Here is a 16,779-nt window from a genome sequence, read left to right on the forward strand (position 1 = left end):
CACAGACGTACTCATGGCTGCGCTAGCCCGAGAAAATCCAAAACAACGTGCAGGTAGACGAAACGCCATGCCCGGCAGCCGCCGGCATGGCGCCTCGTTGCCGCAAGCTGCGGACTAGCCGATGGACCCCAGGAACTCGGCCGTACGCGCGTTCTCGGGGTGGTCGAAGACCTTCTCGGGCACACCCTGCTCGACTACCACACCATCCTCCATGAAGACCACGCGGTCGGCGACCTCACGGGCGAAGTCCATCTCGTGGGTGACCACGATCATGGTCATACCCGAGTTCCCAGCCAAGTCGCGGATGACGTCGAGGACGCCGCGGACCAGCTCGGGATCGAGGGCGCTCGTGGGCTCGTCGAAGAGCAGCACGTTGGGGTGCATGGCAACGGCGCGGGCGATGGCCACGCGCTGCTGCTGGCCACCGGAGAGCTGGGGCGGCTTGAAGTCCGCACGGTCGGCAAGGCCAACGGCCGTGAGCTGCTTCATGGCCTCGGCCTCGGCCTCTTCCTTCGAGCGCTTCAAGACCTTGGTCTGGCCAATCATCACGTTCTGCTTGGCTGTGAGGTGCGGGAAGAGGTTAAACGACTGGAACACCATGCCAACCTCACGACGCAGCTTGTTGGCATCGGTCTTGCTCTGCCCTGTAATCTCTTGGTCCTCAATCAGGATGTGGCCGGCGGTAGGCGTCTCGAGCAGGTTGATGCAGCGAAGCATGGTCGACTTGCCGGAGCCGGACGGCCCTAGGACCACGACGACCTCTCCCGGCCACACGTCCAAGTTAACGTCACGCAGGACCTTGGTCTCGTCGAAGGACTTGTTGAGGTGCTCGATGCGCACGATGGGGTGCTCGCCCTCGGTGAAGCGGTGCTTGGTCAGACCCTGGTCGGCGGCAAGGGCGAGACGCGCCGCCTCCTCTGCGGAAAGGGCATCAGGAACGACGGGCATGTCCTCGCGCTTGTGATGGTGCTTACTCGCCATCTGCGACACCTCCGAGGTCGACGGTGGGATGTGAGACAAACGGCGCCGAGAGGGCCGCGAGGACGTCGGCCGCAGGGGCCGCCTTGAGCGGCGCGGCGTGGGAGGCCTCAGCGGAAGACGCGGGGTCCTGCTCGGCCGCGGAAGACTCCCGGGATGCGCTGGTCACGGTGTGATGCTTGGGCCTTGGGCCACCGCCGCGCTCGGAGCGGGCGATGTTGTTCTCGATGATGCCTACGACCTTGATGAGCGGCAGCGTCACGATGAGGTAGTAGATGGCTGCGGCCATGTAAGGGGTGATGTTGCCGGTGGTGGTGGTGAGATTCTTCGAGAACATCATGAGTTCCATGACGCCCACCGAGGAGAGAAGCGAAGTGTCCTTGTAGGACGTGATGAAGTCGCTGGTCACCGTGGGGATCACACGGCGCACGGTCTGCGGCAAGATGACCGAGGTCATGGTCTGGAAGCCGTTCATGCCCAGGGAGGCCGCAGCTTCGTACTGGCCCTGGGGGATGGACTGGATGCCCGCACGGAAGATCTCGGCCAGGTAGGCAGACGAGTTCACAGCCATCACGACGATGCCGAGGACGTTGTTGTCGATGTTGATGCCCACCATGGGCAGGCCGAAGAACATGATGTAAATCTGCAGGAAGAGCGGGGTGCCACGAAGAATGTTGATGTAGCAGATAGCGATGGCGCGCAGCGCCTTGTAACGGCTCGTCTTGAGCATGGCGAAGGCCAGGCCGAGCACAATGGCGAAGGGATAGCACGCAAGCACGATGCCCAGGCAGACGAGCCAGCCTGGGAAGAGCGACGCAAACGAGGTCAGGAGCAGCTGGGGCTTGAAGAACATGCCGAGGAACGGGTTGGAGTTCCAGGCAGCAACCCAAGGCTGGGCGTCAAGCCAGCTTACAGCCGCCTGGAGCGGCGTGTTTGCAATCACCGTAATGGCAGCGGAATCATCAAGCGTGCGCGACTGGCCGTCTGCGGTGGTATAGCTACCCGAGACAACATAGTCACCGCCGTCGGCGGGGAACTGCATGTCCGTGATCTCAAGGCGCACAAGCGAGCCAGCGGGGATGCTCTCCGAGAACTGCACGCTCATCGAGTTGCCTGACGAGGTCGCGGCGCCATCGATGCTCGTGCGGTTGAGGCCGTCGAGCACCGTGACGCGGGTGGAGGCATGGTCGAAGGTCGCGCCGTCGGGAAGGCTCAGCGTGATTGAGGAGACCTCCTCGCCATCGCCGACGGTCCCCTCCCAGGTAAGACGGGTGTCCATCGCACCAATGACGCCCGTGCCGCCATCCTCGTTGGGGCGAGCCGTGGCCTTGTTGGTGGTCATGGCCAGCGCGCTCGTCGGCAGTGCTGCAAGCGTGAAGACGAGGGCGAACGCAGCTGCAAGCGCAAGGGCGAGTGCGGGCACGCGCCTGGTAACGCAGCCGTAGCAGGCCTCCGAGGAGCGTAGGTCCTCCCCTCCCGTCAATACGTTCTCATGCATGTGTGCCAAGGTAATCTTTGCTCCTGAGTGGAAAGCGGGGCCATGTGGCCCCGCCATTGATTTCGTGCCTCGATGATACCTGCTAGATGGTCGAGCCAAACCACTTGGTCTCGATGGAGTCCATCGTGCCATCGCCCTTCATTTCCTCGAGTGCCTTGTTGATGGCCTTCCTAAGGTTGGGGTTGTCCTTCGATACCGCGATGCCATACTGCTCGCCCGTGGCAATCTCCTCGATGATATCGAGGTCGGAGAAGGAGTTGGTGAGCATGTACTTAGCAACAGGCAGGTCAACGACCATCGCACTGTAGAGGCCGGTTTGGACACCGGTGAGAGCGGCCGTGACATCGTCGACGGGGACGCGTGTGGCGTTGGGGAGGTTCTCTTGGATCCAGTCGTTACCGGTGGTACCGCCCTGGCACACGACCTGCTTGGAGGCATCGTTCAGGGTCTCTTCGGTCTCGGTGGAGCCCTTCGGGGCAACGATGGCCTGGTTGGAGTCGAGGTAGGGCTCGGAGAAGTCGACGGACTGCAGGCGCTCGTCGGTGATCGTGATGGCGGCCACCGCAACGTCGGCCTTGCCGCCCTGCTTGATGAGAGGCACGAGGGTGTCGAACTTCTGGTTGGGCAGGTACTCGCACGCGAGGCCCATCCTCTCAGCAACGGCGTTGATGACGTCGACGTCGAAGCCCTCGGGGTCGCCGGTCTTGTCGTCCATGTACTCGAACGGTGCAAAACCCAGCTCGGCCACGACGGTCAGGGTGCCGTCCTTCACAAGCGCATAGGAGTCATCGCTCGAGGAGGACGAGGCGCTCGAGCTTGTGCCCTGGCTGCTGGAGGAGCTGGTGGAGCTTTCGCCGCAGCCTGCGAGCGCCGCGCTGCCCGCAAGGGCACCCGCGGCGAGGATGAACTGACGCCTGCTCATGGAATTCTTCATGGTGTTCCCTTCTCCCAGTCCCTCCCGTCCCGTGACGGGCAGTGCATGTGCTCCCATTGTTGCTGTGCGACGTTACAAGACGTGGTCACGGACCGTTCATGGACCGTTACAGGTCTGTGCCAAACCATTTGGTCTTGAGGTCCTTCAGCGTGCCATCCTGGTCGAGCTGTGCCAAGGCGTCGTTGATTGCGCTCGTGAGCGCGGGGTTGTCCTTGGAAACAACAATGCCGTACTGCTCGCCCGTAGGAATCTCGATGGAGACCTGGCAGTCCGTGAAGGAGTTGTTCACGAGGTACTTCACCACGGGGAGGTCGGCCACGGCCGCGTCGTAGAGACCGGACTGGACGCCCGTGAGCGCCACGACGGGGTCGTCGAGCGAGACGCAGGCGGCGTTGGGGAGGTTCTCCTGGACCCAGGACTCGCCGGTGGTACCGGCTTGCACGGCCACCTTGGCGTCTGTGGAGTCAAGATCGTCCTGCGTGGTCTTGGTGGCGGCCTTCGTGGTCACGAGGCCCTGATTGGAGTCGAGGTAGGGGTCGGTGAAGTCAATCTCTTCCTTGCGCTCGTCGGTGATCGTGAAATTGGAAACGCCCACGTCGGCCGTACCGCCCTGCTTGATGGTGGGGATGATGGTGTCAAACTTCACGGGTGAGAGGTACACGCTCGTAAGGCCGAGCTTCTCGCCAATGGCCTGCATGAGCTCGACCTCAAAGCCTGCGGGCTCGTTGGCCGAGGTGTCGGTGTAGTCAAGCGGCGGGTTGGCGAGGTCGGACGCGATAGTGAGCTGTCCGTCCTTCACCAGCGTGTAGGTGTCCTGCGATGCTGAAGTTGTTGCGGTGCTGGCGGACGAGCCCGTCGAAGACGAGGCAGAGCCACATCCAGCAAGTGCCGTCGTGCCCATGGCAGCGATGGCGCACGCGAGAAAATCGCGGCGCGTGAGTAGTGATGCGAGCTGCTTCATGAGGTGCTCTTCTCTCTGACGTGAGGGGAACATTACGGCCTTGATACCACCCCTCCGTTGGTGAAGTAGTTTGACCCAACGGCTCCGCGAACGGTTGGTCTCGGTGCTTTCTTAACAAGATTGACAAAGAGCATCCGCTTGTTTTTGCAGATATTTATGCATATCCATCTCGCTGTTAGACCACGATTGACCTGAGAAGGGCCCAATGTTGTCCGGGCCCCCACCTGCGATGCATGCCGCCAAACAAAGACATCGCAGGACGGAGGCCCGGATGGATTCCATGATGCTGCAGCGCCCGCAGAAGCTGGGGATAACGGAGGAGCGCGAGCTCCTGGAGAGGCTGAAGGCCCTCATGGCCGGGGAGATGGCGGGGTCCGCGCTCGCAGGGTCTCCGGAGAGGTGCCCGGGATGCGGGTCTTCGGACTCCTTCCGCAAGGGGCGCGACTCCCACGGGCTCCAGAGATGGAAGTGCCGCTCGTGCGGCAGGACCTTCTCGGCGAGGACGGGATCGGTGCTGGCCATGTCGAGGCTCTCCGCGGCCACGTGGGCCGCGTATGCGGAGGGCGCGCTCGCGGGGGTGTCCCCCAGGGAGCTCGCAGGCGCCTGCCACGTCTGCCTCAGGACGTCCTGGTTCATGCGCATGGGGCCCTCCGGGGCGATGGGGTCGGCGCTCCAGCCCTTCGGGGATGGCCCCGCCGCATCGTGCCAGGCAGACGGCACCCACCTCGACGAGTCGCTTGCGGGCAACAGGGGGAGGCCCGATCTGAAGATGCCGAGGGGGGCGCACGCGCACGGCCACGCCGTGCGTTCCCGCGGCGTATCGGGCGAGAAGGCCTGCGTCGAGCGCGCCGCGAACGGCCTCGGAGACGAATGTGCCGTGCCCTGCGGCAGGGGGCGCCTTCTCCGGCGTCGCCCGCAGCTCATGGGTCGCCACGGACGACCATGCGGGGTACGCGCGCGTGCTCCCTGCGCTCGGGGTCTCCGGGCACGTGGCGACCGTTGCGAAGGAAGCCACGCACGGCGAGCTCGGCCTCGCCAACGCGATGCGCCAGAGGCCCAGGGAGTCCCTGCTCCCCTTCCATGGGATGTCGGCGAAGCGGCCGGGGCACCATCTCGCCTGCTTCCTGTGGCTCGAGCAGGCGAGGCATTCGGATGCCAGGAAGGGGGACATGCTCTCCGGGCAGCTCGCAGGAGGCAGGTACGTCCATACCAGGCGCGAACTCGTCGAGATGGGACAGCCCTTCTGGGACTACTGGGAGGACAGGGGCGCCAGGCCAATCATGGTCTAACAGCGAGACGAGTATTCCCAGATCAAGGGCGTTGTGTGGGCACCCCATCCCGGGCAGGCAGGCTTCGAGTCTCTCGGCAACGTGCTCTCCGGCAAGGTGAACCCTTCCGGCAAGACGTCCGACACGTTCGTCTACGACCTCACGACGGCTCCGTCCTGGAACAACTTCGGCGATTTCCCATATGACAATGTGCAGGAATTCCAGATCGACTCCGCCCGCGGTGTCCACTCTCCGCGCTCCGTGAACTACACCGAGAGCATCTATGTCGGCTACCGCTTCTGGGAGACGGCCGCAGACGAGGGCCTTGTCGACTACGACGCAAGCATGCAATACCCCTTCGGCTATGGCCTCTCCTATACGACCTTCACGCAGGAGATGAGCCCCACCCAGTATACGGATGGCACCGTAAGCTTCACCGTGACAGTCACCAATACCGGCTCTGCTGCGGGCAAGGATGTCGTGGAGGTCTACGGCAACCCGCCCTACACGAACGGTGGCATCGAGAAGGCAAGCGCCAACCTCATTGCCTACGAGAAGACGAAGCTCCTCACACCGGGCGAGAGCCAGACGATACCCATCAGCTTCGATGACGATGACCTCGCATCGTACGATGACAAGAATGCCAAGGCCTATGTACTCGAGGCGGGCAGCTACACCATCTCCATCAACTCCGATTCCCACACCGTCATCTCCAAGCAGACAGTCGACGTACCCGAGACCATCGTGTACAACACGGACGCCAACGCGCACAACGGCGACTTGGTCGCAGCAACGAACGAATTCGACGATGTCAACGGCGGGCTCGAATATCTCTCGAGTGCAGACGGCTTCGCGAATGCCGCAACAGCTCTCGCGGCTCCAACGAACTGCAGCATGTCCGACGAGTACAAGGCCACGTACTACAACAACGGTAACTATGACCCAAAGCAGTTCGACGATCCTTCTGATGTCATGCCCACGACGGGCGCGAACAACGGCCTTCGCCTCTATGACCTTCGCGGTCTCAACTACGACGATCCGAAGTGGGACGAGCTTCTCGACGAGCTCACCGTCGACGAGATAAACACCCTTATCGCCAATGGCGGCTATCAAAACGCAGCGGTTGGATCGATTGGAAAGATACGCCTGTCCGATGTCGATGGCCCGGCAGCCCTCAAGGACAACTTCTCCGGTGTGAGCTCCATTGGCCTTCCCTCGAACGTCGCCCCCGCCTGCACCTGGAACAAAGAGCTGGCTCTCAAGTATGGCGAGACGATCGGCGACAGGGCCCACGACATGCACGTGACCGACTGGCATGCGCCCTCGATCAACCTGCACCGCTCCACATTCGGCGGCAGGAACTTCGAGTACTTCTCCGAGGATCCCGTCCTTACCGGCACACTTGCCTCCCAGCAGGCCCAGGGGGCAAAGGAGAGGGGCGTCTATGCCTTCACGAAGCACTTCGCGCCGAACGAGCAGGAGACCCAGCGCAACGGCCAGCTCTGCACATGGGCGAACGAACAGTCCATCGGGGAGCTCTACCTCAAGCCCTTCGAGACGGTCGTGAAGGACGGCCCGACAGGCGAGGCCATCATGGGCTCGTTCAACTACATCGGCAATACCTATTCGAGTGCCAGCTTGAACCTCAATCAGAGTGTCCTGCGCGATGAATGGGGCTTCCAGGGCATGGTGGAGACCGACTACTTCTCCGGCACGAACTATAGCTATCAGAATGCGGACCAGGTCATCCGCGGCGGCACCGACATCATGCTGGCAACGACGGAGACCACGAACTACGTGACCGACTTCAGCGCCACCTCCGTGATCCAGATGCGCCGTACAGCGCACAACATCCTGTTCACGGCGGTGAACAGCTGGCGCTACGAGACGGACCCCCTCAGGCGAAGTCGCCGACTGGCTCAAGGTCATGGTCGGTATCGACATTGCGGCCGCCGCAGGCCTTGCGGCTCTGGGGTATGTCGCCTGGCGCAGGTACGGCGAGCGCAAGGCCGCCTGATTCACGCTCGGTGAGGTGGCAGCCCAGCAGGAGTGAAGGAATGCCGCCTCTATAAACGACAAGGAACTGGTCTCGGCACCACCGGGACCAGCTCCTTCTTGCAGAAGGTCGAGGCCACTCTCCGCATGGTCCGCACAATCGCAATCGCCGCGGCGCCCGCCCAAGCCCCTCAATGAGAAAGGCGCCCGCCGAGTCTCCGGCGGGCGCCTTCAGTCCCACAAGAAACGCTCTCTCGACTACACCCCACCGTAGTAGTGCACGCGCTCCCAGTCGGTGACGGTGGTGCAGAACTCACCCCATTCGCGGCGCTTGCTCTCTACCAGGTAGCTGAAGATATGCTCGCCCAGCGTCTCACGCATAAGGTCGGACTCCTCGAAACGCTCGACCGCCTCGCCCAGAGTGCGCGGCAGGCGCTCGATGCCTTTGGCTGCAAGTTCGTGCTGACTCCGCGAGAAGGTATCGACCGTCGCCTCCTCCGGAAGCGGAAGCTCATCCTCAATGCCCTTGAGGCCCGCTGCCAGCGTGACGGCAAGCGCAAGGTAGGGATTGGCCGTGTTGTCGGGACTGCGCAGCTCAACGCGGGTGGCAACGTGCTTGCCGGGCTTGTGCGTAGGCACGCGCACCAGCGCGGAGCGGTTCTTGCGGCCCCACGTGGCGTAGTTGGGAACCTCGCCGGAGGTGATGAAGCGCTTGTAGGAGTTCACCGTGGGGTTGGTAACCAGTGTGAACTCGGGCGCATAATGGAGAAGACCAGCCACGAAGTGCTGCGCAAGCTCGGAGAGGTGCGCGGGATGCTCGGTCTTGGGCGCCCAGAAGAGGTTCTCTCCGTCGTGGTCGAAGAGCGACATGTAGAGGAACAGAGCCGAGCCCGGCGCATCGGAGAGGGGCTTCGGCATAAACGACGCAAAGAGGCCCTCGGCAGCCGCCTCCTGTTTGATGGCCAAGCGAGAGGACATTATGTTGTCGGCGCAACTCACGGCCTCGGTGAAGCGCAGCTCGATGACATTCTGAGATAGGCCGCCGCCGTGGAAGGAGTACTGCACGGGGACAGACATCTTCTCAAGCGTGAGCGTTGTCTGGCGACGCAGGTCATTGGCAACGTCGGTCGGCGTGAGGTCGAAGTATCCGGCCTTGTCCAGCGGCACAGGCTCCACATCGTTGTCGAAGTAGAAGTACTCGATCTTGGGGCCTACGTTAAAGACGTAGCCCTCGTGGTCCGCACGCTCGAAGACGCGCTCGAGGCAACCGCGCGAGTCGCCAGCGAAAGGCTCGCGGGAGGGCGTGCAGATGTTGCAGAACACGCGCGCGACGCCACTCTCGGTGGGACGCCAAGGCAAAAGCTGAAAGGTTTCCGCATCGGGGAATGCCAGCATGTCCGACTCCTCGAGACGAGCAAAGCCGTCAATCGACGAGCCGTCAAAGCCGATGCCCTCCTCGAAGGCCTCCTCAAGCTCCTCGGGCGAGATTGCGAACGACTTCAGCGTGCCCAGCACGTCTGTGAACCACAGGCGAACAAAGCGGATGTCACGCTCCTCGACGGTACGCAGAACGAAATCGATGTCCTTGTCGGTGCTCATGGGTCTCCTCCCGATTGTTCGGGCGTTGCTACGTTCGCTTAGTCGGGATAACGTTCCCACAAGCGTGTTTCATGCCTGTTACCTCCGGCCAGCCGCATCGAATTATGACGTGGGGGGCGCGTTGGGACAACCGTCGACCCTTAAGGGAGTGCGTCTAGGGCTTGGCGGACGACTGCCCGCTACCGAAGGCCTCGTTCGCACGACGAAGCATGTCGTCGGCGGCCTTGCAGCGGCCTCCCCCATTGCGAGCAGAGCAACCCGTCTCTCCACAGGTAGAGCAGCCATCCGCCTTCCCGCTTACAACGGCGCGCACACACAGAACCGTCACGGCTACGACGGCAAGAACGATGATGACATCGATGGGGCTCATGGCGACCTCCCACCACAGCAGTTTTAAGTTAACATATGTCAACTATACCCATTTGCGTCATACTATGTATGGATGTGCGAAAGCGCACGCAAAGCCCAGGAGAAGGGAAACCCCATGGCCGACGATCAGAACATGCACCTTGTCATTATTCGTCACGGCGAGTCCGAGTGGAACAAACTCAACCTCTTCACCGGTTGGACCGACGTCGACCTTACCGACACCGGTCGCACCGAGGCTGCTGCCGGTGGCAAGGCGTTGAAGGAGCAGGGCTTCGACTTCGACGTTTGCTACACGTCCCTCCTCAAGCGTGCCATCCACACGCTGAACATCGTCCTCGACGAGATGGACCGCGCATGGCTGCCCGTCCACAAGACCTGGCGCCTCAACGAGCGTCACTATGGTGCCCTCCAGGGCCTCAACAAGGCCGACGCCGCTGCCGAGCACGGCGAGGAGCAGGTTCTCGTCTGGCGTCGTTCCTTTGACGTCCAGCCGCCCGCGCTCACGCCCGGCGACGAGCGCGACCCCCACGTCCAGGCCATGTTCCGCGACGTGCCGCAGGAGGACCTCCCCTACACCGAGTGCCTGAAGGACACCATCGCCCGCGCATGGCCGTACTTCGAGCAGGAGATCAAGCCGCAGCTCGAGGGTGGCAAACGTGCCCTCATTGCCGCGCATGGCAACTCCCTGCGCGCCCTTGTGATGCAGCTCGAGCACCTCACCCCCGAGGAGATCCTCAAGGTCAACATCCCCACCGGTGTCCCCTGCTCCTATACCTTCGACAAGGACTGGAACATCCTCGACAAGCACTACATCGGCGACCCCGCCACCATCGAGGCCAAGATCAACGCCGTCGCCAACCAGGGCAAGGCCAAGAAGTAGGCTTCGCTGTCGCTACAGCAGCGCAGTTGTCCCCCGGCGGCTCGCATCGCTGGGGGACTTTTTTGTGCGAGCAGGCATGACGCGCTCTGCAACCCTGAGCTGCCTCCCGTTTCTCGGACATAAGAAATGGGAGGCCTCTGCATGGCTGACAGGACACCTTGCGATGCGGAGACCAGGCTGCGAGCCTCGGTCCCCTTCGATGGTGGTGCGGGCTACAAGGCGGCAGCCAACGTGTTGGGTGTCCCCCGGGAGGCCGTGAGGGAATGGCTCGGCGCTTACCGGCCCTTCGGGGTCGATGGGTTGGTGGCCATGGGATCGGCGCACGCGAGCCATCCGTTCGAGGCCAGAGTGGCGAGGGCATAACAGGGGTGGGGGCAACGGCGAGGTTCGGGGTCGCCTCGCTGGCGCCTCCCAAGAACTGGACAAGGGCCCACCGGGAGGGCGGCGGGGAGGCGCTCCGGCCGAAGCGCAGGGAGGGGCCGCCCGGGTCGGCGCGACCACGGCCCAGGGCGACGTGAGGGCCCGGGCGTCAGGTCCAGGGACCCGAGGCGGAGGTCTCCTACCTAAAAAGATCGATGGCCCTGAAAGACGGGGGGAGCGTCCCCAGACCGCGAGAGGGCGGTCATCGTGAGCGGGCCTTCGGGGCGGCACCGCCTCCTCGGCCTGCCCGAGTGCGCCAGGCTCGCAAGGTCGAGCTACTGCTGCACACTGTCGCACCCGAAGCCTCCCGCCACAGACCCGGGCCGTGGGACGAGTTGGTCGAGATGTTCTCGAGGACCGCAAGCGGCTGCGTGATCCGACGCGGGACCGACTGCCACAGACACAGCTCGCTCGGGGGCGTGTCGGGCAGGGACCTCTCCGCGGACGGCCCGTGGCAGAGGCTCGGCGTGCAGCTCGGCGATCTCGTCAGGCTCCTCGGCGCTAAGGTGCTTGTAGTGGCGCATTTCCCCTCGGCTTCCGACGTTGACCCAGACGAACGGCATCGTAGCCTCCGGAGGTGCGCCACGCTCGTCGCCTGGCGCTATGCTGTTGCACCCAGAATGCCAATCCGCCACCTTTAAAGGGCCGAGCTTTCGAGCGACTGATGGAAGCCAACTCGAAGAGTTTCTGCGGCCCTTGCCGCCATAGTTTTCGACGAGCTTGCGAAAGCCCAGCCAGAGAGCCGTCTGTAGACGTACCCCCGCCCGGGCTACTCGCCGTGCGCGGCTAGCCACTCGGAGGACTACTGGGCCATGTAGCAGTCCCCGCCGTTCTCGGCGACGAACCCGTAACGATTGCGCGCGGTCACGATGTCACCGTGCGCCTCCGCGAGCATGCCGCGGCAGCGCTCCATGCTCACCTTCTGTTGACGCGTGACGCTGAGGGCGCCCATCGTCCCCAGATGCGCCCACCCGAGCAGAGAGCGGTCAGGCGTCCGCGGGCGTTCGCCAGAGCGTCCCCGTCACTGCGATGCCTGGCCACGACCGCGCGCACATTGCATGCTGAAAGCCCGTTGGACATGCTCAGCTTGGGATAGGACTCCACCTTGTCTACCCATTGGGGGGCGATGTCGTCATAGCCGAGCTGCGCCGAGCACATGGCGTAGAGCACCTCGTAGGTCGGCTCCTCGCGACGCCTTTTGCGCTTCTCCATCAGAAGGGACGTCGCCTCGAGCATCTTTCGTACGTTGCAGTCGGCGGACAGGATGCTCAAGAACCTGTTGAAGTTGCGCCTGTTGAGGGCAACTGCGGTGAACGAAACGCACAGGCACACCGCTGCGTACACGACGAGGCCCTCGATGCTTGGTCCTTGGACGGTAATGAGGGCCGCACAGACGGCCAGCGCGACGACGACGCCGAGCACGATGCAGCAGTGCCTGTCGAGGAGCCCCCGCAGGCTTCCTGCGCGCTCGCGTCTGCATAGGGAGATTTGACACGAGGGGCTTCGGGGCCGGGGCATGTCGGCATGGCACTGTTCTCCTTTCGGGGCGATGGGTGAAACCTGGGCTGCGGGCGTCGCAGGCGTCTTTGACCGTCCGCCTGCCCGTGCTGGCGAAGCATACGGGCACCGTTTGTCGCCGCGCCCAACGAGGCCCATCATATCACCTTCCTCCAAGCGTCTTGCGAGCGCCCCGCCGCGTTGTATGCGCAGGGGCATACCGAGGACATGCTGCTCGGGGCGGGACGGGCTGAGCCGAGGCGGTAATATCCCAATGGTTCCAGTTTGCCCCGTTTGCCACCCGAGGGTGGCAAACGGCCAGAACCTCGCCTTGCGAGAGGAATCGGTGGTTTCCTTGAGGTGTCAAGAAAGTGTCGTACGGCAGGTAGACAGCGGGAGGCATCATGCGGGCTGCTGGTATCGAGACCGGGGGAACGAGAAGGGCACGCATCTGCTTCGGGCCCATTAGATCGGAGATCCTCAAGGCGAGGTCCTATCCTCCGATGACGGTGGCCGCCCTCGCCATCGTGGCGTTCTCGGTCATCTCGAGCGCGTACCTCACCTACATGGCCTGGTCGAAGCCTGACGAGGCGGCGGGCCTCGTGCCGTCTGCAGCCTACCAGCTCGCGCTCCCCGTGCAGCAGGTGGGCTTCGCCCTCATGGGCGCGCTCGTGCTCTACATGGACGAGGCGCAGGGCATGGCCCCGGCGCTCCTCGCCGTCCCGGATCGGGGCAGGCTGCTCGCCGCCAAGGTCGCGACCTCGGCTGGTCTGTCTGCCGCCGTGGCCTCGCTCACCGCCGCCGCAGCGTACGGAACGCACGCCATGGTCCTCGCCCTGGTCGGAGACGGGGCGGACGCGGGTGCCGGCGAAATCGTGCGTGTGGGCGTGCTCGTCGCCTGGTGGACGGCCCTCTCGGTGCTCGTGACCTCCCTTTCCCTGCTCACGCGCAGGTCCATGCCGGTCTTGGTGCTCGCGCTGGCGATGATGCTCGCGCTCTCGTCCGTGCTCCGGGGCATCACGCCTGCTGCGACGTGGCTTCCCGACCAGCTCGCGCTCTGCCTCTACCAGGTCCCGCCGCCTTCAGGCGGCATCGGCATGCCCTCGGCGCTCGCCGGGCTGGCCTGCTGGCTCGCCACCGCCTACGCAGGTGCGTGGGCATCGCTCGCAAGGTGGGGCGTGTGAGCAGCCGGAGAGGGTGCCTGTACGGCGTTCGAGATGGGTGGAAGCCTCCCGGAATGAGGCAAGATCGCATGGAGGAGCGTATGATTGAGATAGATTCTCTTGAAAAGACCTACGGGACGTGCAGAGCCTTGGACGGCCTCACGTTCTCCGCCGGCCCGGGCCGCGTCACGGCGTTGCTCGGCCCGAACGGCGCGGGCAAGACCACGGCCCTGCGCATACTCCTCGGACTCGACGGGGCCGATGCCGGCACCGCGCTTGTCGACGGCACGCGCTACCGCGACTTCCCAGAGCCGCTGCGGGTGGTCGGGGCGCTCCTCGACGGCTCGGGGGCAGCGGGCTTCCGGACGCCACGTACGCACCTTTCTTGGATGGCCGCGAGCAACGGGATCACGCGCTCGCGCATCGACGAGGTCATCGGCACGGTCGGACTCGCCCCGGCTGCCAACAGGCGCATCTCGGGGTTCTCGCTGGGCATGAGGCAGCGCCTCGGCATGGCAGCGGCCCTGCTCGGGGACCCGGCGACGGTGATACTCGACGAGCCGACGAACGGCCTCGACGCCGAGGGCATCGTCTGGATGCGCCGCATGGTGCGGGGCCTCGCGGAAGAGGGGCGCACCGTGCTCGTGACGAGCCACCTCCTGCACGAGGTCCAGGAGACGGCCGACGACCTCGTCGTCATGGCTGCCGGACGAGTCGTCCGGCAGGGAGCGCTGGACGACCTGGTCGAGGACGCATCGGACCTCGAGGAGGCGTACTTCTCCTGGACGCACGGGCGCGAGCAGTATGCCGCACACGGGGAGGTGGAGCGATGAGGCTCGCGAGGTGCTTTCGCGCGGAGTGCCTGAAACTCCTCACGCGTCCGTCACTCCCCCTCACCGTAGCGGGTGTGCTCGCCGCCGGCATAGCCCTCGCTTGGCTCGAGACTCCGGCGGTCCTGCAGGTCATGCTGTCGGGTGACCCGGGTCTCGCACCGGGAGTGGATTTCGAGAACATGGGCTTCGACATGGTGTCCGCCTGCCAGCTGGGCATGGTCGTCGTGGGGGCGATGGCGGCGTCGGGTGAGTACGAGGGAAGCGGTCTGAGGGCGAGCCTCCTCGCCATGCCGAGCAGGACGGTGCTTTTCGCGGCGCAGGCTGCCGCGCTGGCGCTCTTCTGCCTCGTGGCGGCCACGGTCTCGGTGGTGGCCATCTCGTTGACGGCGCAGCTGCGGCTCGGGGGCTATTCGGTGCTCGGCTCCGGGCTCTCGTCCGATCTGGCGCGCGACTGGGCGGGCGCGGTTCTCTTCTGGGTGGCAAGTGCGCTGATCTCGTTCTCCCTCACGCACGTCTTCCGCAGCGTCGTGGTTCCCCTGTTCGCGATGGTGTGCTTGTCGCTCTCGACCTACGCGGCCCTGTCGCTCACCGCGCTTGCGCGGTTTTTGCCCACCACGGCTGGCGTGCTCCTCTTCGATCCCCTCTCGATAACCGTCTCCTATCCCGATGCGGCCATGTCGAGGCCGCAGGCGGCCTTGGTGGTAGCGATGTGGGCCCTCGTCGTGGGCTGCCTTGCCGCTGTGCTGTTCGCGCGGCGTCCGAGCAGGTGAGGGTGGAGAGGGCATGCGGTATCATGCGGGCATGGGACAGCCTCACGTCTGGGAAGGAGGCCGGAGATGAGCGAAGAGAGAAGTCCGTCGTCTGCGGGAGAGCGGCATTCCGCACCATCGCGAGGCTCCGCACGCGCCTCCGCCCTCATCGCGGCGCTTGCCCTCGTCGAGGGGTTCTCCCTGCTCGTTGTGAGCGCCCCCGACCAGCAGGGGCCTGCTTCCGCCAACACTCCCTTTGCCTTCTTGGGTGTGGTTTCGTTCGCCGCCCTCGTGGGACTTGCCTTGTGGCTCGCCCACGATGCGGCCCGATCGCGGCGGGCTGCCTTGTCGGCGGAGGAGCGTTCCGAGGAGGCGGGCAGACGCCAGCGCGGGGCGGAGACGCGTGCGCAGATTGCGGGAGAGCTCCACGACAGCGTGGGTCACGACCTCACGGCCATCATCGCGCTCACCGAAGGCATCGGCCAGGCGCGGCAGGCCGACGCCGATGTCGTCCGGGTGCTCCGGCGCGTGAACGAGCTCGCACGCGCCGGGCTCGAGGACACAAGGCGCGCGGTCGCCAGCCTCGAGGCGGCCGAGATGGGTCGCGAGGCCCCGGGGTTCTCCCCGTCGGACGAGCGCTCGTGGGGCCAGATCTCATCGCTGCTCGGCGAGGCGCGCATGGCCGGCAGGGCGGCTCCCTGCTCGGAGCTGGGGGCGCGTCCCGACGACCCGCGTCAGGCCGAGCTTGCGTACCGCGTGGTGCGGGAGGGCGTCACCAACGCCCTGTGCCATGCCGAACATGCCGGCTGCATCGCCGTCTCTCTCGAGCACGCCCCGGACGGCTCGTGCCGTGTCGCGGTGCGCGACGACGGCGAGGGCGTCTCCGCCGATACGGGCGGCGGCACGGGGCTGCGCCGCCTGGCGGATCGAGTCGAGAGCGCTGGCGGGACCATCGGCTGGGGGGCCGACGAGGGAGGATGGTCCCTCGAGGCGGCCCTCCCGCCGTCAGGCCAAGGGGTCGCGCGATGATCCGCGTGATGCTCGTGGACGACCAGAAGGACGTGCGTGACGGGCTTTCCCTCATGCTGTCACACGATCCCTCGGTCAGGGTCGTCGCGTGCTGCGCGAACGGCGCGGAGGCGCTCGAAGCGCTGCGAGCGCTCGACGCCGCCGCTGGCGCGCTTCCCGATGTGGCGCTCATGGACGTGCGCATGCCCATCATGGACGGCATCGACGCCACGCGCCGCATCCACCGCGTCTGGCCGGATGTCGGGGTGCTCATCCTCACGACGTACGATCAGGACGATTACGCGCTCGGCGCCCTCGCGGTCGGAGCCTCGGGATTCCTGCTCAAGGACGCGCCCGCACGTGCGATCGTCGATGCGGTCCATGCCGTGTGCGCGGGAGACGCGGTACTCACGCCGCGCGTGACCAAGGAGGTGATCACCCGTGCCATCCCGGAGGCCGCGGGCTCTCGCGGCGCTGACATGTTCTCGCGGCTGCCGCCGCGCGAGCTGGAGGTTGCCTCGCTCGTCGCCGAGGGCCTCTCCAACGCGGAAATCGCCGCACGCATGTCCATAGAGCCGACGTCGGTCAAGCGCTCCGTCTCCCGCATCATCTCCAAGCTCGGCCTCG

16 protein-coding genes and 1 pseudogene are annotated in these 16,779 nt (G+C 64.8%); 10 read left to right on the forward strand and 7 right to left on the reverse strand.

The features are described from left to right. Positions 1 to 114: 114 nt before the first annotated feature. From ACO59D_RS08255 to ACO59D_RS08270, 4 genes are all read right to left on the reverse strand, one after another. The gene (locus tag ACO59D_RS08255; RefSeq protein WP_485126575.1) at positions 115 to 981 is read right to left on the reverse strand and encodes an amino acid ABC transporter ATP-binding protein; all 867 of its coding nucleotides are present in this window, start codon (positions 979 to 981) and stop codon (positions 115 to 117) included. After that, the gene (locus ACO59D_RS08260) at positions 971 to 2,476 is read right to left on the reverse strand and encodes an amino acid ABC transporter permease (RefSeq protein ID WP_485126585.1); all 1,506 of its coding nucleotides are present in this window, start codon (positions 2,474 to 2,476) and stop codon (positions 971 to 973) included. Before ACO59D_RS08260 ends, ACO59D_RS08255 begins: the two co-directional genes overlap by 11 nt. An 82-nt stretch (positions 2,477 to 2,558) precedes the next feature. After that, positions 2,559 to 3,410: an ABC transporter substrate-binding protein gene (locus ACO59D_RS08265; RefSeq protein WP_485126576.1), complete on the reverse strand. Its 852-nt coding sequence runs from the start codon at positions 3,408 to 3,410 to the stop codon at positions 2,559 to 2,561. A gap of 106 nt (positions 3,411 to 3,516) precedes the next feature. After that, a complete protein-coding gene (locus tag ACO59D_RS08270) occupies positions 3,517 to 4,371 on the reverse strand; it encodes an ABC transporter substrate-binding protein (RefSeq protein WP_485126577.1) in 855 nt (284 codons plus the stop codon). Between the two features lie 364 nt (positions 4,372 to 4,735). Between ACO59D_RS08270 and ACO59D_RS08275 the strand changes: the two are divergent. The 3 genes and pseudogenes from ACO59D_RS08275 to ACO59D_RS08285 all read left to right on the forward strand — a co-directional run. Then, positions 4,736 to 4,858 (forward strand): annotated as a pseudogene (locus ACO59D_RS08275) (IS1/IS1595 family N-terminal zinc-binding domain-containing protein); the annotation flags it as partial. A 385-nt stretch (positions 4,859 to 5,243) separates the two neighbouring features. Next, positions 5,244 to 5,660, forward strand: a complete 417-nt coding sequence (locus ACO59D_RS08280) for a hypothetical protein (protein ID WP_485126587.1) — start codon at positions 5,244 to 5,246, stop codon at positions 5,658 to 5,660. Positions 5,661 to 5,681: 21 nt separating this feature from the next. Beyond that, positions 5,682 to 7,670 carry a glycoside hydrolase family 3 N-terminal domain-containing protein gene (locus ACO59D_RS08285; protein WP_485126586.1) on the forward strand — a complete coding sequence of 663 codons (1,989 nt, stop codon included), beginning with the start codon at positions 5,682 to 5,684 and terminating at the stop codon, positions 7,668 to 7,670. Positions 7,671 to 7,892: 222 nt separating this feature from the next. Here the strand turns inward: ACO59D_RS08285 and ACO59D_RS08290 are convergent, their stop codons facing one another. Together ACO59D_RS08290 and ACO59D_RS08295 are read right to left on the reverse strand one after the other, a co-directional pair. Further along, the gene (locus ACO59D_RS08290) at positions 7,893 to 9,233 is read right to left on the reverse strand and encodes a glutamine synthetase family protein (protein WP_130810524.1); all 1,341 of its coding nucleotides are present in this window, start codon (positions 9,231 to 9,233) and stop codon (positions 7,893 to 7,895) included. Positions 9,234 to 9,387: 154 nt separating this feature from the next. Beyond that, on the reverse strand, positions 9,388 to 9,603 hold the full coding sequence (locus ACO59D_RS08295) for a FeoB-associated Cys-rich membrane protein (protein ID WP_130810526.1): 216 nt from the start codon (positions 9,601 to 9,603) through the stop codon (positions 9,388 to 9,390). Positions 9,604 to 9,717: 114 nt separating this feature from the next. Between ACO59D_RS08295 and gpmA the strand changes: the two genes are divergently transcribed. Further along, positions 9,718 to 10,482 carry a 2,3-diphosphoglycerate-dependent phosphoglycerate mutase gene (gene gpmA / locus ACO59D_RS08300; RefSeq protein WP_485126578.1) on the forward strand — a complete coding sequence of 255 codons (765 nt, stop codon included), beginning with the start codon at positions 9,718 to 9,720 and terminating at the stop codon, positions 10,480 to 10,482. Between the two features lie 141 nt (positions 10,483 to 10,623). Continuing rightward, the gene (locus tag ACO59D_RS08305) at positions 10,624 to 10,845 is read left to right on the forward strand and encodes a helix-turn-helix domain-containing protein (protein WP_485126579.1); all 222 of its coding nucleotides are present in this window, start codon (positions 10,624 to 10,626) and stop codon (positions 10,843 to 10,845) included. Positions 10,846 to 11,817: 972 nt separating this feature from the next. On the opposite strand, the gene ACO59D_RS08310 is transcribed toward ACO59D_RS08305, so the two are convergent. Beyond that, positions 11,818 to 12,324 carry a hypothetical protein gene (locus tag ACO59D_RS08310; RefSeq protein WP_485126580.1) on the reverse strand — a complete coding sequence of 169 codons (507 nt, stop codon included), beginning with the start codon at positions 12,322 to 12,324 and terminating at the stop codon, positions 11,818 to 11,820. A 479-nt stretch (positions 12,325 to 12,803) separates the two neighbouring features. Here ACO59D_RS08310 and ACO59D_RS08315 point away from each other — a divergent pair, with 479 nt between their 5' ends. The 5 genes from ACO59D_RS08315 to ACO59D_RS08335 all read left to right on the forward strand — a co-directional run. After that, a complete protein-coding gene (locus ACO59D_RS08315; protein ID WP_130810537.1) occupies positions 12,804 to 13,583 on the forward strand; it encodes an ABC transporter permease in 780 nt (259 codons plus the stop codon). Positions 13,584 to 13,663: 80 nt separating this feature from the next. After that, entirely contained in the window at positions 13,664 to 14,395 is a 732-nt protein-coding gene (locus ACO59D_RS08320) for an ABC transporter ATP-binding protein (protein WP_485126581.1), read from the forward strand. Next, positions 14,392 to 15,165 carry an ABC transporter permease gene (locus ACO59D_RS08325; protein ID WP_485126582.1) on the forward strand — a complete coding sequence of 258 codons (774 nt, stop codon included), beginning with the start codon at positions 14,392 to 14,394 and terminating at the stop codon, positions 15,163 to 15,165. Before ACO59D_RS08320 ends, ACO59D_RS08325 begins: the two co-directional genes overlap by 4 nt. A 66-nt stretch (positions 15,166 to 15,231) precedes the next feature. After that, complete coding sequence (locus tag ACO59D_RS08330; RefSeq protein WP_485126583.1) at positions 15,232 to 16,173, forward strand: sensor histidine kinase; 942 nt, start codon at positions 15,232 to 15,234, stop codon at positions 16,171 to 16,173. Continuing rightward, positions 16,170 to 16,779: response regulator transcription factor (locus ACO59D_RS08335; RefSeq protein ID WP_485126584.1), on the forward strand; the 610-nt coding region annotated here is incomplete at its 3' end. The genes ACO59D_RS08330 and ACO59D_RS08335, both read left to right, overlap by 4 nt.

Source organism: Tractidigestivibacter sp., from assembly GCF_057241865.1.